The organism is Moorena bouillonii PNG (genome assembly GCF_001942495.1).
GTDB lineage: Bacteria > Cyanobacteriota > Cyanobacteriia > Cyanobacteriales > Coleofasciculaceae > Moorena > Moorena bouillonii.
The window spans coordinates 4,822,346-4,839,689 of sequence record NZ_MKZS01000001.1 but is presented as its reverse complement, the minus strand read 5'-3'; the positions used below and the strand labels follow the sequence as shown (position 1 = coordinate 4,839,689).

Below are 17,344 nucleotides of genomic sequence, written 5' to 3'. Positions count from 1 at the left end.
CTGATAGCTGATAGCTTACACCTAAGAAACAAAAACTGAGACAATCTAGTCTGATCTGCCGATTAGCCTGAAAATATAGCGTTTGTATTTGAGATGTAAACCTGTATGGTCTTTTTTTTACTGTCCAATAAAACTGAGGATCTCTTGGCTCTTGCCTTTTTCGGCAATTCGTGTGTTTACCCAGATACAAATGCTATATAAACCATGCGGTATCAATCTCTTAGTAGGTTTACTCTACTACCGGTAGGTTGACTTAAGGGACTTGGAGGTTTTGCGTTCCAGTAGCGGCTCAATGCTCGCCCATCGCTTAGCTAGTCGTTAGGACCATCCCATTCTATAGGCTTTCTTTCTGTCTGCTTTTTTCTGTGCCCTGCCCTGATCAAGTGCCAGTGGCGCCCAGTTCTGTTTGTGAAACCTGTGTCCGCACCGCTGTTTTCCCTGTGCTTTCCCCCAAGACATCGCTGCATCCGTAAAGCGATGCTTGATTGATATGGATGTTGGGGAGTGCTAAATTTGTGACTAATTACCAGACGACTAATAATTATACATCTTATTTCATCAAGAAAAAACATAGATAGACAGTTTTAGCTCAGGTCCTAATAACTTTTAAGTTAATAATTTTTAAGTTATATTAAGAAATAACCTTTAAAATCATATTTTTTTAACAAAATTACTCAGCACTACCAGTAACAGGGGAATAACCATGACCCGAAACACTTTAGATGAACGGAGATCTCAGCTAAATGGCTCTGGCACTATCACTCAGCCAGATCACCAACAGAAATCTCAGCTGAATGGCTCTGGCACTACTATCACTCAGCCAGATCAACAACCATTACACCAAGCTAATCACCAACAGGAGGATTCAGCCTCATCATTACCCAGCTCCGGGACTAGTGAATCCCAAAACTCCTTGACATCAGGAGCAGGTAGTTTAGTGATGGCCATGAGTATGGGAATTATGCTGACCTTCCTAGGAATGCGATTGATCGGGACAGCTCCAAAGGTTCAAAAAACCGATTCCCCTGCTGAAACTGCTGAAACCCCTGCGGCTGTAGCTTCTGCTGAAACCCCTGCGGCTGTCCCCTCTGCTGTACCTGCTCAAACTGTTACGGTGGCAGAGGTAAAAACCACCACAGTTAACCGTACTCTAGAAGCTATTGGTAGTGTTGCTGCTTTTGAGGAGATTAGGGTCAAGTCCCAAGCAACGGGTTTACAGATTAAACAGGTACTGGTTAGAGAAGGGGAATTTGTCAAGGCAGGACAAGTAATGGTCAGGCTAGATAATGCTGTGCTTCAGGCACAGTTAGCTCAAGCTCAGGCAGCAGTTGCCCAAGCTGAAGCCCGTTTAGCAGAACTCAAAGCAGGGACACGCTCAGAAGAAAAAGCCCAAGCTAGAGCTCGTCTCGACCAAGCCCAAGCTCGTCTAAGACAGGCTCAAGCTAGTATTCCTAGACAAATTGACCAAGCTAAAGCCCAAGTGGCATCTGCTGAAGCACAGTTGAGTCTTGCTAAACGTCGCTTCGAGAGCCAGAAAAAATTGATTGCCGAAGGAGCCATTTCCCAAGACCGCTATAATGAGGTGGAAAGTCAATATTTCAGTGCTCAAGCGAATTTATCTGAAGCCCAACAACGCCTTGAGCAAGCACGAAACACCAACTCCCCAGAAATTGCCCAGTTAGAAGCCGCTGTAGTAGAAGCGCAACAGCAGCTCCAGCAAAGATTGGCTGGTTCCCGTCCAGAAGTAATTGCTCAAGCCCAAGCTCAACTGGCTAGAGAAAAGGCACAAGTCCAGTTAGTGATGGCGCGACTGAACGATACCCAAGTGGTGGCACCAGTCAGTGGCAAAGTAGCCACTAGAAATGCCCGTGTCGGTGATATTACCTCTTCCTCAGAAACACTCTTTACCATTATCGAAAAGGGGCGTTTGGAACTGTTATTAAGGGTACCCGAAACCCAACTGTCCCAAATCCAGATTGGACAACCAGTAGAAATATCTTCTAAAGGAGATAGCAGCCTGAAGCTTTCTGGAACAGTACGAGAAATTGACCCGATAGTCGATCAGCAGTCTCGTCAAGCTCTGGTAAAAGTAGATTTACCCAATTCTGGGAGCTTGCTACCAGGGATGTTTTTACGAGGCTCCATCACCATCTCATCAACTACTGGTTTAACCATACCATCCAAAGCAGTATTGCCCCAACCCGACACTAGCGCCATCGTTTACCGACTCGAAGCAGATAACACCGTTAAAGCACAGCCAGTGGTCATGGGAGAACTGCTCCCTAGTGGGCAAGTGGAAATCAATAGTGGTTTATCCCCAAGCGATCGCATTGTACTCAAAGGTGCTGCTTTCCTCAAAGACGGCGATCGCGTCCAAGTTTTAGAAACTCAATAAAAGCCTTGAAAGTTAACAAGTTACAGATTCATTAAGGGTTGAAAGGAACGCAGGTTACAGGTTCGATGTTGATTAACCGTTGAAAGTGAGGCGGTTACAAGTGGCATCTTGAGCCAATAACCTTGGCCTATTGGCCACGCGATCGCGTTCAACCAACTAACCTTGGCCTATTGGCCACGCAATCGCGTTCAACCAACTAACCTTGGCCTTTCGGCCACGCTTCGCGAACAACCAAATAACCTTGGCCTTTCGGCCACGCTTCGCGAACAACCAACTAACCTTCAACCTTCAACCTTCAACCTTCAACCTTCAACCAATTAACCTTCAACCTTCAACCAATTAACCTTCAACCTTCAACCGATTAACCTTCAACTATTTATCAGATGTCCTTCCACGTCTCCTCTTGGTCAATTAAAAATCCGGTTGCTACTCTGGTCATGTTTCTGGTTTTAGGAATAGTCGGTCTATTCTCCTTTAAGCAGTTGGGAATTGATCAGCTTCCTAATATTGATCTTCCAGCGGTGATGGTTACTGTTACCCAGCCAGGGGCAGGACCGGCAGAACTGGAATTCCAGGTAACCAAAAAAGTTGAAGATGCTGTTGCTAGCCTTGGAGACATTGACCAAATCCGCTCCACCGTTACTGATGGCAGATCCAGCACCGTTATCAATTTTGTCCTGGGAACTGATAGCAATCAGGCAACTAATGATGTACGCAATGCGGTAGCTCAAATTCGTCAAAGTTTGCCCCTAGATATTAACGAACCTATTGTCAAACGGTTAGAATTTGCCGGGGGTTCAGTGATGACCTATGCGGTAGCTTCTGACAAACGCTCAGTGGAGGAGTTGAGTGATCTAGTTGACCGGAAAATTAGCCGTGATCTAGTTAATGTACCGGGAGTTGCCCAAATTGATCGACTCGGAGGAGTTGACCGGGAAATTCGAGTTGACCTTGACCCCGCTAGATTACAAGCCTTTGGTATCACTGCTACCCAAGTTAATGACCAAATTCGGAGTTTTAATGTTAACTTACCCGGTGGTCGCGGTAACATCGGCGGCGCTGAACAGAATGTCCGGACTCTGGGAAGTGCTAAGACAGTCGAAGAGTTGAAAAACTACCGTATTGTACTCCCAGATGGCGCAAATGTTACCCTTTCCAGTTTGGGAGAGGTTACAGACGGCTTTGGTGATCTTAGGAAAGCCGCCTATCTCAATGGGGAGTCAGTGGTGGCCTTTTCTGTGCTGCGCAGCACTGGTAGCAGTTTAGTCTCGGTGGAAGAAGGGGTTCGCAAGGCTGTTGAACAACTAAAAACTACCCTGCCAGACGATATCGAACTGCGCTTGATCTTCACTCGTGCTGATTCCATCCGTGAGTCTTACCAAGCAACCATCGATTCCCTGGTTATCGGTTCACTACTCACCGTACTCACCGTGGGGATATTTCTGAGAAATTGGCGGGTAACTCTAATTACAGCAATAGCCCTACCTTTATCAATTATTCCCACCTTTTTGGTGATGAAAGCCCTAAACTATACCCTAAACAATCTGAGCCTACTGGGTTTAGCCCTAGCAGTGGGAAACTTGGTCGATGATGCCATTTGCATGATTGAAAATATCGACCAGCACTTGGATATGGGTAAGAAACCCTTTAAAGCAGCGTGGGATGGGGCGCGAGAAATCGGTTTAGCTGTAGTAGCGACCACAGCAACTATTGTTGCGGTATTTCTTCCTGTAGCCTTCATGGGGGGTATCCCTGGTCAATTCTTCCAACCCTTTGGAGTAACCGTTGCGGTATCTACTATGTTTTCCACCCTAGTAGCTACCACAATGACACCGATGCTCAGTGCTTATTTGCTCAAGCCAAAATCAAAAGCATTGAAGGTTGACCCGTTGTTCGCGAAGCGTGGCCAATTGGCCAAGGTTGACCCGTTGTTCGCGAAGCGTGGCCAATTGGCCAAGGTTGACAAGTTGAAGGTTGACAAGTTGAAGGTTGACCCGTTGAAGGTTGACAAGTTGAAGGTTGACCCGTTGAAGGTTGACCCGTTGAAGGTTGACAAGTTGAAGGTTGAAAGTTGGCAAAATAACCATCAACCCAATAACCTTGGCCAAAAGGCCACGCTACGCGAACAACCCAATAACCTTGGCCAAAAGGCCACGCTACGCGAACAACCCAATAACCTACCCTACTCGAACGGCAAAGGCAAAAAACCTGCTAACCTTCAACCTGCTAACCTTAAACCTGCTAACCTTGGCCAAAAGGCCACGCTACGCGAACAACCAGGAACCCACCAGAGGCGACCTATACAACCTTATCGAAGTCTATTAACCTGGGCGTTGAAGCACCGGATTACCACGATGTTGATAGCTGTAGCTTTTTTCATCGGTAGCTTGCAGCTTGTACAGTTTATTCCCAAGGGTTTGTTTAATGATGGGGATACTGGCATTAGTACGATATTGATTGATCTGCCACCGGGGTCTCAACTCAATGAAACCATAGACGTCATTCAACAAACCAATCGGTTGTTGCAGTCAAACCCAGCTGTGGAAAATGTTCTGGCCAGCGCTGGAGATGATGGTATAAATTCTGGTATTGTATACGCCAAACTCTTACCCAAAGAGGAACGGGAAATCTCTCAAAAAGAATTTGCTCAGCAAATGCGTCAGGCTTTTCAGAAAATAGCTGGCGCGAGGGTTAGTTTCCGTAGTCAAAGTCGTGGAGGCTCTACCAAGGATTTATCAATTGTTCTCAAGAGTGAGAATGGTGAACTGCTTGCCCAAACCGCCCAAGCCCTAGAAAAACAGATGCGTCAAATTCCTGGTTTAGTGGAAGTTACCTCTAGTGAAAGTCTAGTTAAACCAGAAATTGTGATTGTACCTAACCCTGCCCGTGCTGCAGATTTAGGAGTGTCTGTTCAAGCGATCGCACGCACGGCCTCTTTAGCGTTAATTGGAGATCTTGAGTCAAATCTGGCTAAATTTGACCTACCTGACCGACAAATTCCAATTCGTGTCCAACTCGACCCAGCATCGAGGGATGACATCGAAACCCTCAAAAATCTGCGGGTTCCCAGTCGAAATGGTACTTTAGTACCGATCACTGCCGTAGCTGATATCCGTTTAGGGAGTGGACCTGCCCAGATTGACCGCTTTAATCGTGCTCGTCAGGTGTCTTTGGGAGGCAACTTGCAAGGGATTTCTCTAGGAGATGCGATCGCAAAAGTTAAATCCCTACCTGCCATGAATCCCCTACCCCCTGGAGTTTCCGAGGAACCCGCTGGGGATGCCAAGATTCAGCAAGACATATTCAGTCGGTTTGTGAGCGCCTTAGGGCTAGCAGTGTTGTGCATTTATGCCATTCTAGTACTGTTGTACAACAGTTTTCTCTATCCCTTTGGGATTTTGGTGGCTTTACCCCTATCCATCGGTGGTGCCTTAATGGGACTGTTGGTAGCCCAGAAGGAATTGGGACTGTATGCCCTAATTGGAATAGTATTACTCATGGGATTGGTGACCAAAAATGCCATTCTGTTGGTAGACTTTGCCTTAGCCAATCATAAAGAAGGGACATCCCAGTTTAAAGCCGTTATTCAAGCTGGAGTCAGTCGCTTGCGACCGATTTTGATGACCTCCGTCTCCACCGTTGCTGGGATGATTCCCATTGCCTTGGAATGGGGAGCAGCCGGTGAAGTTCGTAGTCCGATGGCTATTGCCGTGATTGGAGGATTTACCACTTCTACTCTGCTAACCTTGGTGGTGGTGCCAGTATTATTTACCTATGTCGATAACTTAGTTCGTTGGACAAGAAAGACCCTTTTTGGAAGTAAAACTCAAGATTACCAAGACCTGGTAGAGGTTGAGGTAGAGCCTGAGCAGTATTTGAGCAATGGTACTTCTGTTGCTGCTAGTAATGGCAAGTTCTAGTATCTCGACTAATGTCTAGGTCAGCTATCAGCTATCAGCCGTCAGCTATCAGCTATCAGCTATCAGCTATCAGCTATCAGCTATCAGCTATCAGCTATCAGCTATCAGCTATCAGCTATCAGCTATCAGCTATCAGCTATCAGCTATCAGCCCTTGGCTGATAGCTGACGGCTGAATCCTTATGTCTAGGCTTAATAACAATTAACTATACAAAGTTTATTGTTGGTATTTAATTATAATGATGCAGATGTCAATTACCTATTGATTGTATTAACCCAATCCCTCCCCTGATCAACCCATAAGTTACCCATAAGTTACCCATAAGTTACATCCCTTCCCTGATTACGAGTTTGGTTGGTGTAGTGATAGGGTGGATAGTATTCCCAGCAGTCTGATGATGGTAAGATTTGATCAAGGGGGGTGTTTGATCAATCGCGAAAATGCCAAGCACGCCAATAAAGGAAGTAAACAAGGGAGGCGGATTGTTTTAACCAATTAATATTACAAGTAAGTAATATGATAATTTCGGCACTTCGCTAAATTTAGTAACTGACTAATAATTATGACCTGTGACTATCTTGCTTGATAACTTCAAATTGATCAAGTTAACTGTCCTAAGGTGGTGGGATTAATTAGCAATTAAATAGCGATTAAGTAGGGATTAAATAAGTTATGATTAATTGAGGTGATTGGTGTAGGTTATTGGTTTAGTGGGAGCATCTAATCGTGAAAGCTGTTGGGTGGCATAGTAACTGGTTGTGGAAAATTTTTTCTCTAGTTGGAGAAATTTATTTAGGTATAGCCATACTAAATCCCGTCCATGTCGCTAAGGCTGAATCTATTATACCAGCCGCAGATGGGACGGGCACTAGTCTTACAATTGATGGTAATGATTTGACGATTGACGGGGGTACAGTTTCCGGAGATAGAGCCAATTTATTCCATAGTTTTGAAAAATTTGGTCTGACGCCAGAACAGACAGTTACGTTTCTGTCTAATCCCAAAATTAGTAATATTTTGGCTCGGGTAATTGGGGGTGAAGCGTCAATTGTTGACGGATTAATTCGAGTAGTTGGAGGTAACTCAAATTTATTTTTAATGAATCCAGCAGGATGGGTGTTTGGGGCTAATGCTCGGTTGAATATCCCAGCTGATTTAACGGTAACAACAGCCAATCGGATTGGGTTTGGTCAAGACAATTGGTTGACTAGCTTTGGGTCAAATGACTATCAAACTTTAATCGGTAATCCCAATACTTTGGCCTTTGACTCGAATCAACCAGGGAGTATTATTAATGCTGGAAATCTGGAAGTACTAGAGGGAAATAATTTAAGCTTAATTGGCGGTAGTGTGATTAGTACTGGAAAGGTAAGTGCTGCCAACGGAACGGTTAATCTGGTTGCTGTAGATGGTGCTAATTTAGTTAGGATTAGCCAACCAGGACACCTATTAAGTATAGAAATTGAATTACCAACCGATGCTGATGGGGAGCAGCTACCATTTACACCTCAGGATTTACCAACCTTGTTGACCGGGGGAGTTGAAGGGTTACAGACACCGATTGTGGTGAAGCCAGATGGGAAAGTAGAGCTTGCGGATTCTGGTTTACCAATAGAAAGGGGTGATGTGGTGGCTCGGGAGGTAAACGCTAAGACTGCTACACTCTCAGCTGCTAATAATCTGACTTTAGTCGAAAGCCAGCTATTTACTACTGGGGATTTGAATCTGTTGGCTGGCAATACAGTGCGATCGCATGATACTCTAGCGCGCCCCTTTATTGCTGAAGCCCTCGGCAATTTATCCATCCAGGGGAATCAAGCCATCGAGATTTCAACCTTCAATAATCAGGCTAGCGGTTTCTTCTCTGGTGGAAACATGGTACTGCGTTCCGCTAATCCCATACAAGGAAGTACTCGCTATCAAACAGGGGCTAGTTTTCGGATCGAGCAATTAGATGGTAGTCCAGGGAATTGGATTAGTCCTGATGATTCCATCATTCTAGCAAATGGTGATGTCAGTCTAGGCAACTACCAAGGCGCTTCCTTACATATTTTAGCAGGGGGTAGTGTTACCTTAGGCGAGATTGCGATTAATCCTAGTGATGACCCTAATCCTAAGATTAGTCCCACCAACTCCGATCCTTTTCTGGCTAATCTCGCCAATGTCCCTGTCTCTGACCAAAGCAATTTGGTGATTGATGGTGCTAATCAGCCCACCTTAGATATTAGAGCTGGGATTGATTGGACACAACTAGGAGGCATTCCAGGAAACACCTCAGGTAATCTTGTTCCTGATTTTAGTAATACTGTTATCAGTAATTTCACCAGTGCTGATATCAAAGTTAGCGATATTACCGTAGCTCGGGATGGATTGGTCAGGTTAACCAATCAGTATCTGCCTAATACTGCATTAACCACTGGTGCAATTCAAGTTGACACCATTAAGACCGGTGGTTTAAGTAATAGTAATCATAATCCTAATTCCCCACAAATCCTGATTGACTCTCGCAGCACTATCGAAGTCACTAACAATAATCGCTTAGATACTTCCAGCAATAATACTGGTAGCGGAGGGGATATTACCCTAATTGCTGATGGCAATAGTAAATTACCTACAAATCAACCTACTATTCAAATTCCTAGCATCGATTCATTGGGTGGGGAGAGTGCTGGTAATGTTACTTTAATTACCAGAGGTGGTGATACCTTCATCAATAGTGGGGGTAGCGGTATCAATGCTGATTCCGCATCGGGCAATGGGGGAGCGATCGCAATCACAGCTACTAACGGTAACATTACTATCAAAAATCCCATCAACAGCCCCAGCACTCTAGTTATTGATACCGATGGTCAAGTCAGTCTCGGCAATCCCGACCAACCCTTACAAGTCAGTAAAATTAAAGATGTTTTGATTACCGCTGGCGGGATTGAAGTGATTTCCCAGTTGATGGCTGAAAGCATCACTATCCAACCAAAAGACCCTCATACTACTTTGGGCATAGGGAAAGATGCTGGTGGCACCTTCCAAATCACCACAGCGAATTTGCTCAATAATCTCGCTCTAGGCACTTCCGGTACCTTAACCATTGGCAATCCTGAATTTACCGGTGATGTAAGAATCCGCAACTTTGACCTGAGTCAGGCCAATCTCAATGTTATTGTCAGAGGCGGGGATATTCACTTTCTCAGCAGTGACACCAATCCTGCTGTCCAACTCGCTAATAATCAGACAGCTCAATTTATCTCTGCTGGTACCATCTTTGATAATCTGGGGACTGAAGTAACCATTGATGGGGAACAAGGGGCAGTTTTATTCGATGCTGAAAATGGATTTAGCTACGCCGATGCTAATGGTATAGATGTTCAAGTCAAAAATATTGCTGCTATTACCCGCAACAGTGGCGATATTATCCTTAACCTCCAACACCCCAATGCTGTGATTACTACCGTGGCTGGTGTGAATGGGATTAGCGCTGCTAATAATGGCAACATTAGTCTCGGACAAGATATACCTGGTGCTATCACTATTGATCAACTCATCCGTGCTCAGGGTTCAGGCAATATCTCCATTGGGGAATTCAACACTACTCAAATCAATCTCAACAGCATAGTTACCTCTGACAGTGGTAACATTAGCTTCCTCAAACCCCTTAATCTTGGTAATACTAGTGCTAATATTAGCGCTATCATCAGCAGCACTACCGGTAACATCACTTTTGATGGCACTGTTGACGGTAATCAAGACCTGAGTGTTAATGCTGGCACTGGCACCATTGAGTTGAATCAGGCAGTGGGCAGCACCATTCCCCTAGGAGATATTACCCTAACTGCTGATGAAATTAACTTTAACGAGATAGTGCAAGGGAATGCCACCATTACATTACAACCGTTCAGCGCTGATCAAGCGATCGCAATTGGTGGCAGTGATACCGGCAATTTATCAACCTTAGCACTAACTTCCCAAGAAATCAACCTCTTGCAGGATGGCTTTACTGCTATCACTATCGGTAATCCTAACAGTAGCGCTAACATCACCATTGCTGAAACTGGGGTCACTTTCCAAGACCCAGTAACCATTCAATCCCCAGCCGGGTCAGGTGCCATCATTGGCAATGGCACAATTCAAGGCATAGACGATGCTTCGATTACTCTAGAGGCCAATCAAAGCATTGCAGTTGGGAACATTATCACCAATGGCTCCGATATTAAGCTTACCGCTAGCAATGGAGAGGTATTCACAGACAACCTCCACACCTCTGGTATTAGTGGTGGTAATCTTCTTATCGATGCCTCCACTACCATCAAGACTGGCGTAATTAATACTAGCGGTAGTGTTGGGGATGGCGGAAATGTGCTAATCGACCCGATTGGGGATGTGGAAGTTAGTGCGATTAATGCTCAAGGGGGAGAAAACGGTAGTGGTGGTGATGTGGATATTACCGCTGGTCGATTTTTCCGAGCTACCGATACTTTTAGCGATCGCAATCAGACCACAGCTAGTATTTCCACTAGCGGCGGAGTGGCAGGAGGGTCGGTCATCATCCGACATAATGGCGGAGCTAGTTTCATACCCTTTACTGTCGGGGATGCTACCCTCAATGGTACTGCTGGAGCCATTACCACTGGCATCGACAATGCTATTTTGCCAACGCAACGGTTTCTGGAGTCCTATACTCAGGGGAATTTTCCCAGTCAGATTCAACTGATTACTCAGCTAATTACTCAGTCATCTCCTAATACTAGTAATAATACTAGTAATACTGAAGTAACCAATATTGAGCCAGATTTACCTGAGTTACCACAGGAAATACTCCCACCAGTGATGATAGAAGAAACTGAAGCATTGTCCAAAGAAATGCTAGTCTATCAACTAGAGGATTATTTTACCAGTCAAGTCACCGGTCAAGTCACCAGTCAAGCCACCGGTCAAGCCACCGGTCAAGGGGAGTCATCTGTTCCTGAAATTAAAACAGCAAAAGACATTCAAACAGAACTCAAGGAAATTGAAAACGTTACCGATGCTAGACCAGCACTGATCTATGTCTTTTTTCGGAATTCTGGAAATTTACCAGGACGAGACGTTGTCTTGAAAACCGAATTCCTCAACATTAATCCTAATGTAATTGTAGAGCCCAAGCCTAATGCTCCGTTGGAACTAGTATTGGTAACTAGCCAAGGCAAAATGATCTACAAACGGATTGCTAATACCAGTCGGGAGCAAGTGTTAGCTTTAGCTGAAGAATTCCGGGATAGTGTAGCATCTCCGAGAGCAGGGGTGTTTCGACCACAAGACTTAGCTAAATCTAAACAACTCTATCAATTATTGATTAAACCGCTCCAGAAGACATTAGATGAACAAAACATCAATAACTTGGTGTTTGTGATGGATAAAAGCTTGCAGTCTCTCCCCTTAGCAGCACTCCATGATGGCGAAAGCTTTATTGTGGAAAAATACAGTGTTGGTTTAGTGCCTAGTTTGAGCTTGACCGATACCCACTATACCGATGTCAGAAAAGCCCCAGTGCTGGCAATGGGTACAGAAAAATTTGACCACCATCGAGACCTACCCTATGTTCCCAAACTAATTCAGCATTTAGTTAATACCTGGTCAGCTAAAGCCCTAGAAAACGAAAACTTTACCTTAGCTAATCTCCAGGATGAAATTAATCAGAAATCTTTTAATATCCTTCATTTAGGAACCCATGGTAAATTTCGGTCTAATGCTAATGATTCCTACATTCAGTTCGGAAACAAACGATTAGGATTAGGAAAATTTGAAACCCTGGGATTAGAGCAACCACCGGTAAACTTATTGGTTTTAAGTGCTTGTGATACAGCCCTTGGCAATGAACAGTATGAATTAGGATTTGCTGGATTTGCCTATCAAGCCAAAGTGCAATCAGTCTTAGCTAGTTTGTTAGCAGTGCCTCAAAATGGAACCTTTAAACTCCTGACATCCTTTTATGACCATTTAAAACTCGTTCCTAGAAAAGCAGAAGCCTTAAGGCTAGCCCAAGTCGAGATGCTTCAGGATAATAGTAATAAGAAGTTATCTCATCCTTACTATTGGGCATGGTTTACTATTGTGGGGAATCCTTGGTAGTTTTAAAAGGGAACAGGGAACAGGGAGTCGGGAGTCGGGAGTCGGGAATCGGGAATCGGGAATCGGGAATCGGGAGTCGTAGTGCGTAGGGTGCGTTAGGGATCGGCTCGACCTGATTTTATCGGTCGCCAGGGTATAGATAGCCGGTCCCGTAACGCACCACCTTTGGGCTCGCCCTGATTTTTCGCCTCTTTGCCAGGGTTGAGACAGCCGCTCCGAAAATATGGATAACGGGCAAGATGCCCATTCCACCGGCAAGATGCCCATTCCACCCACTGGGTCAAACACCAAAGATTAGACTTCGCGGCAGTTGTCGGGAATAGGGAATAGGGAATGGGGAATAGTGAAGAAGAATCGTTCGCGTAGCGTGGCCTACGGCCAGGGAAACAGTATCAAAAAAATACTTTTGCAAGAGGTCTATTATATAAACCCAGCGATCGCGTAGCGTGGCCTAAAGGCCAAGGTCAATCGCATTTATCCTCCTCACTCTCCCCATCTCCCCACACTTCCCACACTCTTCCCTACTCCCTACTCCCTACTCCTTACTCCCTAGAGCTGACGTAGCAGTTAAGGCACCTACAGCTAATAGACCTAATACAGTTGTTGGTTCAGGAACGGTAGCCGAGGCTCCGTCATAAAACACGGTAATGTCAAAGGTCACATTTTGTTCAGCTTCTCGAAAAGCCAGAACTGCCTCACCAGGAGCAACACTTCCTGAAGTTAGCAATAGCTTTTTCATATCCTTAGAGAAGATAAGTTCGCTGAAAATATCAGAAATACTTTCCTTACTCCAAGCTGCATCTTCTTCAGCAGGAATTGTGTAGAGGATACTGGTTAAGGTCTTGTCGATGTTATTTTCAATTACGACTCTACGCCCAACATCTGTGGTAATGGAATCCCCAGTTTCACAAAAAGGAAGACAAAGTTGGGCAGTAGGTTCCTCACCAACGGGGGGCTTAACAACTACATTTTTAACTAGTGTAATTGCCTGGGCTGCACTAGACATTGCCACAGTCATCAATGCTGCTGATGCTGTAGTCATAGCTAATTTTTGAGCCATCCCTTTGGTGACAGCTAATGATGATGATAATTCAGCCATCTAAATCCCTGATTAATTTTCCTAGGTCATACTACCAAACAATCTGGACATTTTTTATAAATTTTTGATAAACTTATCATGAAGCTTATCTTCAAGATTGTGAAGGCTTTTAATAATTGAGCTTGTAGGAATTCAGCTCAGAAGCGTTCGCATTTATCTCGCCCCGACTCCCGACTCCCGACTCCCGACTCCCGATTCCCTAATCCCTACTCCCTACTCCCTACTCCCTACTCCCTACTCCCTACTCCCTACTCCCTACTTATGGACGTAAACGCCGCTGAATTACAAGAAAAAATTCGTCAACAATTTGATTTTGGGCCTTATCCCAGAATTCCCATCGACCGCTCCCCAAAAAAGCAGCTAAGCTTACTTTATTTTCATAATTTAGTCACCCCCTATTATTTAAGAAATCACCAAGTCATTAATCCAGACCAGAAAGTTATATTAGATGCTGGCTGTGGCACGGGATACGGCACATTAACCTTAGCGGAAGCAAATCCTGGAGCCAAAATTATTGGGATTGATATCTCGGAGCAGTCTCTGGATTTAGCTCGTAAACGCTTAAGCCATTATGGGTTTGACGAGGCAGAATTTCATCAGCTCTCCGTTTATGAATTACCTAACGCTGGTTGGGAATTTGATTATATTAATTGCGACGAGCTACTTTATTTATTTCCTGATCCAGCCATTGCCCTAAAAGCCATGAAAGCGGTTTTGAAGCCTCAGGGTATTATTCGCAGCAATCTACACAGTAAGCATCAACGTCACCTGTATTTTAGAGCCCAAGAAGTCTTCCATGTGATGGGATTATTTGATGAAAATCCCGAAGATATGGAGATTGACATTGCGTTAAATACCATGAAAGCGTTAAAAAATAATGTTGAACTAAAAGCTAAAACATGGGATACTAAATATGAGGGAGAAGACGGAAAAGAAAGAGTGTTAATGAACTATCTTTTCCAAGGGGATAAAGGCTACACTATTCCTGATTTATTCGCTGGCTTAAGAGAGGCTAATCTAGAATTTATCAGTATGGTCCATTGGCGACAATGGGATTTAATGAGTCTATTCAAAGAACCAGATAATTTGCCAGTGTTTTTAGCGATGAGCTTGCCAGATATTTCTGTGGAAGACCGACTGCATTTGTTTGAGCTATTACATCCTGTTCATCGGCTCCTGGATTTCTGGTGTGGACACCCGGACCAAGGCCAATCCTTTACCCCAATTTCCGAGTGGACAATGTCCGATTGGCAGAAGGCTAAAGTACATCTCCATCCTCAGCTGAATATACTAGACGTTAAACAAGACATGCTCAAAGCTATTACTGAATTACAGCCTTTTGAAATCAGTAGGTATCTGCCAGTGAGTGGAGTTCAATCTCTGGTAGACAGTGCCGTTGCCTCTTGTCTATTACCCCTATTCGATTCCCCTCAGTCGATGCCATCTTTAGTAAAGCGATGGCAGAGATTGCGCCCAGTGGATCCGGTAACACTGGAGTCAATATCTGATGAGAAAGCATTTGATACGCTTAAAGAGGCATTGATGGGATTGGAGAATTATGGATACGTGTTGGTTGAAGGTTAGGAGGTTGAAGGTTGAAGGTTGAAGGTTGAAGGTTGGCAGGTTGAAGGTTGGTAGGTTGGTAGGTTGGTAGGTTGAAGGTTGAAGGTTGGTAGGTTATATCATGTCAGCTTAAATGCACCTAATATAGAAGAGTTGCGTACGCTCAAAGCCACTATGCCCAAACGAATCAGTATCATCCCGCATTACTACATTGATCAAGAACGAACAACGTTACCGTCAGACAACTGATGGGACCCACGCGCTCACACTATCAAATCATCTGGTTACTCGCCCAAGGCCTACCCACCTCGGAAGTGGTAGCAGTAACTGGCTATAGTCGGGACTGGATTTATGAGCTGGTGCGCAGCTACAACCGCCTCGGAGTAGAAGCGTGTGCGTGATTTACGCCGTCACAATCTCGGAGGTGTACCGAAACTCAATGATGGATCAACTTGCCCAATTGCTCGAAGCCTTACGCGGACCTGCTCCGGAGGTCGGTCTGGGTCATGGACGCTTGCGTCACTGATTACCTGCACGAAGCCTTTGGCATCTGTGTGAGTCGTCAACAAGGGTGGGTGTATCTCAAACAAATGGAATTCCGCTTGAGAGTACCTCGTCCGGAACATCAACAGGCAGATTGGAAAACTCAGGAGGAGTGGAAAAAAAAGCTGGCCGCCGAGGTTTTGAGGGTGCAACAGGAGTATCCCGACGCTACCGTCGAGAAAAAGGCCGAGGATGAACATCGTATTGGCGCGGCCACACTGACCCGTCGCATCTGGATCGAAGCAGGGGTTCCGCCCATAGGCAAAGTTAACTGGAAGCGAGAATGGTTGTGGTTGTATGGCGCAAGTCCAACCCCAAACGGTCGAAACTAAGGCGTGGCTTTTACCCAAAGTCAACACCAAGCTATTCTCAATGGTGCTCGAAGATTTTTCTCAGCATTTCGGAGTCGGTTCAAATAAACGAGTGATTCTCCCTCTCGACCAGGCAGGCTGGCATATGAGCACAAAGCTCTCCGTCCCAGAAGGGATTCACCTGTTACCCCTGCCACCCTCAACTCCGGAGTTACAGCCCGCTGAGCGGTTATGGCCTAAGCGTCAATGAACCGTTAGCTAACCTTGCCAATGACCGCTATGAAATGGTCGAAGATTTGGTCGAACGTCGATGTCGCCAATTACTCCAACAGCAGAAGTTGATTGAGGGCAAGACATTCTATCATTGGTGGCCCGAGGTGAAAGTGGCGCGCTGCAGGGGCATTCAACCCGACATGATATTAGTAGGTTGTTCGCGTAGCGTGACCAAAGGCCAAGGTTGAATTATGGGGTTGCTGAATCTTCCCATCAATAGGAGCTTGTAGGGTGGGCAAAAACACCATTATGCTCTGGAGTAGTTCTAGATCACAGAATTTTGCCCACCATTACCGGTTGATTTGACACTCCCCGGCCTGTTCGCGTAGCGCCGGCTTTGCCGAAAGGCGCGGGGATTCTTAGTTCTACGACACGCCTTTAAATTAGTTATCCGTCAAAGGCAGTACTTAAACCAAATACCCGTTTAAAAACTAAGTATTGAGCCTAATTTAACTAAACGAGCGTGGGCTTATCTCCCTAAGCGTTGGGTTTCCCCAGTTCCCGTGTGCCGGAGACGAAACCTTAGAAGAGTGGAGCCTTTATGGTTAGTCGGCTATGGGTAAAAGGGTTAAAACTTATTGAATAAGGCTCCACTCTTCTTACGGTAACTTCTAACCCCACGGTACGTTTAGTCTTAAAAGGTTATTTACTGGTGTTTCGGTATCCGTTAAGATCCATGCGTTTTGGCGAGGTATGCGCGCTCCTCGTGTACTAGTATCGCAAAACGCTCGTTATTTTAAATTGGCAGTACCGACGAATCCTACCTGTGCGCTTTCTACATGTTTATTATATCACATTTTAATCAAAAGCGGTCCTAGAAGGACGGGGCTTGAGACCCAAAATTTCGGTCAGATATATAGCGCTACCCGCAAGGCAGCTATGCTGAGGGCAGAAGGCAGAAGTTGACTCTAACAAGGTTTTAGAGGTAAGAGTTGTCCTAACCTTAGTGCGTACTGCTATATGTACCCATTGCCATCGCCATCCTGATTCAAACCTCACCGATTCATCCGTTGCTGGTGGGCAGTGCTTACTGAGACTATGGCTTGCTGATTTGATCTTGCTGATGCACTGCCCACCCTACATCTACATCTACATCTACATCTACATCTACATCTACATCTACATCTACATCTACATC

Annotated in this window: 13 protein-coding genes; 10 read left to right on the top strand and 3 right to left on the bottom strand. The window is 45.1% G+C overall.

Annotated elements, in window-relative coordinates:
- Positions 1-703: 703 nt before the first annotated feature.
- From BJP37_RS19585 to BJP37_RS19570, 5 genes are all read left to right on the top strand, one after another.
- Complete coding sequence (locus BJP37_RS19585) at positions 704-2,395, top strand: efflux RND transporter periplasmic adaptor subunit (protein ID WP_075901264.1); 1,692 nt, start codon at positions 704-706, stop codon at positions 2,393-2,395.
- 162 nt (positions 2,396-2,557) lie between these two features.
- Entirely contained in the window at positions 2,558-2,716 is a 159-nt protein-coding gene (locus BJP37_RS39615; protein ID WP_158069676.1) for a hypothetical protein, read from the top strand.
- A 62-nt stretch (positions 2,717-2,778) separates the two neighbouring features.
- Entirely contained in the window at positions 2,779-6,315 is a 3,537-nt protein-coding gene (locus tag BJP37_RS45125; protein WP_075901262.1) for an efflux RND transporter permease subunit, read from the top strand.
- Between the two features lie 11 nt (positions 6,316-6,326).
- Positions 6,327-6,476 carry a hypothetical protein gene (locus BJP37_RS39610; protein WP_158069675.1) on the top strand — a complete coding sequence of 50 codons (150 nt, stop codon included), beginning with the start codon at positions 6,327-6,329 and terminating at the stop codon, positions 6,474-6,476.
- 565 nt (positions 6,477-7,041) lie between these two features.
- Complete coding sequence (locus tag BJP37_RS19570; protein WP_075901260.1) at positions 7,042-12,417, top strand: CHAT domain-containing protein; 5,376 nt, start codon at positions 7,042-7,044, stop codon at positions 12,415-12,417.
- Here BJP37_RS19570 and BJP37_RS36945 read toward each other — a convergent pair.
- The 3 genes from BJP37_RS36945 to BJP37_RS19565 all read right to left on the bottom strand — a co-directional run bounded on the left by BJP37_RS36945 (position 12,364) and on the right by BJP37_RS19565 (position 13,516).
- Positions 12,364-12,705: a hypothetical protein gene (locus BJP37_RS36945; protein WP_143727694.1), complete on the bottom strand. Its 342-nt coding sequence runs from the start codon at positions 12,703-12,705 to the stop codon at positions 12,364-12,366. The genes BJP37_RS19570 and BJP37_RS36945 overlap by 54 nt on opposite strands.
- Entirely contained in the window at positions 12,698-12,829 is a 132-nt protein-coding gene (locus BJP37_RS43695; protein WP_269087029.1) for a hypothetical protein, read from the bottom strand. Before BJP37_RS43695 ends, BJP37_RS36945 begins: the two co-directional genes overlap by 8 nt.
- Before the next feature lie 123 nt (positions 12,830-12,952).
- The gene (locus BJP37_RS19565) at positions 12,953-13,516 is read right to left on the bottom strand and encodes a PEP-CTERM sorting domain-containing protein (protein ID WP_075901258.1); all 564 of its coding nucleotides are present in this window, start codon (positions 13,514-13,516) and stop codon (positions 12,953-12,955) included.
- A gap of 261 nt (positions 13,517-13,777) precedes the next feature.
- On the opposite strand from BJP37_RS19565, the gene BJP37_RS19560 reads away from it, so the two are divergent.
- From BJP37_RS19560 to BJP37_RS19545, 5 genes are all read left to right on the top strand, one after another.
- Positions 13,778-15,100 carry a class I SAM-dependent methyltransferase gene (locus BJP37_RS19560; protein WP_075901256.1) on the top strand — a complete coding sequence of 441 codons (1,323 nt, stop codon included), beginning with the start codon at positions 13,778-13,780 and terminating at the stop codon, positions 15,098-15,100.
- 227 nt (positions 15,101-15,327) lie between these two features.
- A complete protein-coding gene (locus tag BJP37_RS19555) occupies positions 15,328-15,480 on the top strand; it encodes a helix-turn-helix domain-containing protein (protein ID WP_081431257.1) in 153 nt (50 codons plus the stop codon).
- Complete coding sequence (locus BJP37_RS43690) at positions 15,477-15,605, top strand: hypothetical protein (RefSeq protein WP_269087028.1); 129 nt, start codon at positions 15,477-15,479, stop codon at positions 15,603-15,605. Before BJP37_RS19555 ends, BJP37_RS43690 begins: the two co-directional genes overlap by 4 nt.
- Positions 15,586-15,954: a winged helix-turn-helix domain-containing protein gene (locus tag BJP37_RS19550; RefSeq protein ID WP_075901254.1), complete on the top strand. Its 369-nt coding sequence runs from the start codon at positions 15,586-15,588 to the stop codon at positions 15,952-15,954. The genes BJP37_RS43690 and BJP37_RS19550 overlap by 20 nt, the downstream gene beginning before the upstream one ends.
- Positions 15,920-16,183 (top strand): transposase, encoded by a 264-nt coding sequence (locus BJP37_RS19545; RefSeq protein WP_075901252.1) that lies wholly within the window; start codon positions 15,920-15,922, stop codon positions 16,181-16,183. The genes BJP37_RS19550 and BJP37_RS19545 overlap by 35 nt, the downstream gene beginning before the upstream one ends.
- The last annotated feature ends 1,161 nt before the right edge of the window (positions 16,184-17,344 follow it).

Bases quoted from the DNA above. Each gene is read 5' to 3' on its own strand.
- BJP37_RS19585 (WP_075901264.1), top strand. From the start codon at position 704: ATGACCCGAAACACTTTAGATGAACGGAGATCTCAGCTAAATGGCTCT.
- BJP37_RS45125 (WP_075901262.1), top strand. From the start codon at position 2,779: ATGTCCTTCCACGTCTCCTCTTGGTCAATTAAAAATCCGGTTGCTACT.
- BJP37_RS39610 (WP_158069675.1), top strand. From the start codon at position 6,327: ATGTCTAGGTCAGCTATCAGCTATCAGCCGTCAGCTATCAGCTATCAG.
- BJP37_RS19565 (WP_075901258.1), bottom strand. From the start codon at position 13,516: ATGGCTGAATTATCATCATCATTAGCTGTCACCAAAGGGATGGCTCAA.
- BJP37_RS19560 (WP_075901256.1), top strand. From the start codon at position 13,778: ATGGACGTAAACGCCGCTGAATTACAAGAAAAAATTCGTCAACAATTT.
- BJP37_RS19555 (WP_081431257.1), top strand. From the start codon at position 15,328: ATGGGACCCACGCGCTCACACTATCAAATCATCTGGTTACTCGCCCAA.
- BJP37_RS19550 (WP_075901254.1), top strand. From the start codon at position 15,586: ATGGACGCTTGCGTCACTGATTACCTGCACGAAGCCTTTGGCATCTGT.
- BJP37_RS19545 (WP_075901252.1), top strand. From the start codon at position 15,920: ATGGCGCAAGTCCAACCCCAAACGGTCGAAACTAAGGCGTGGCTTTTA.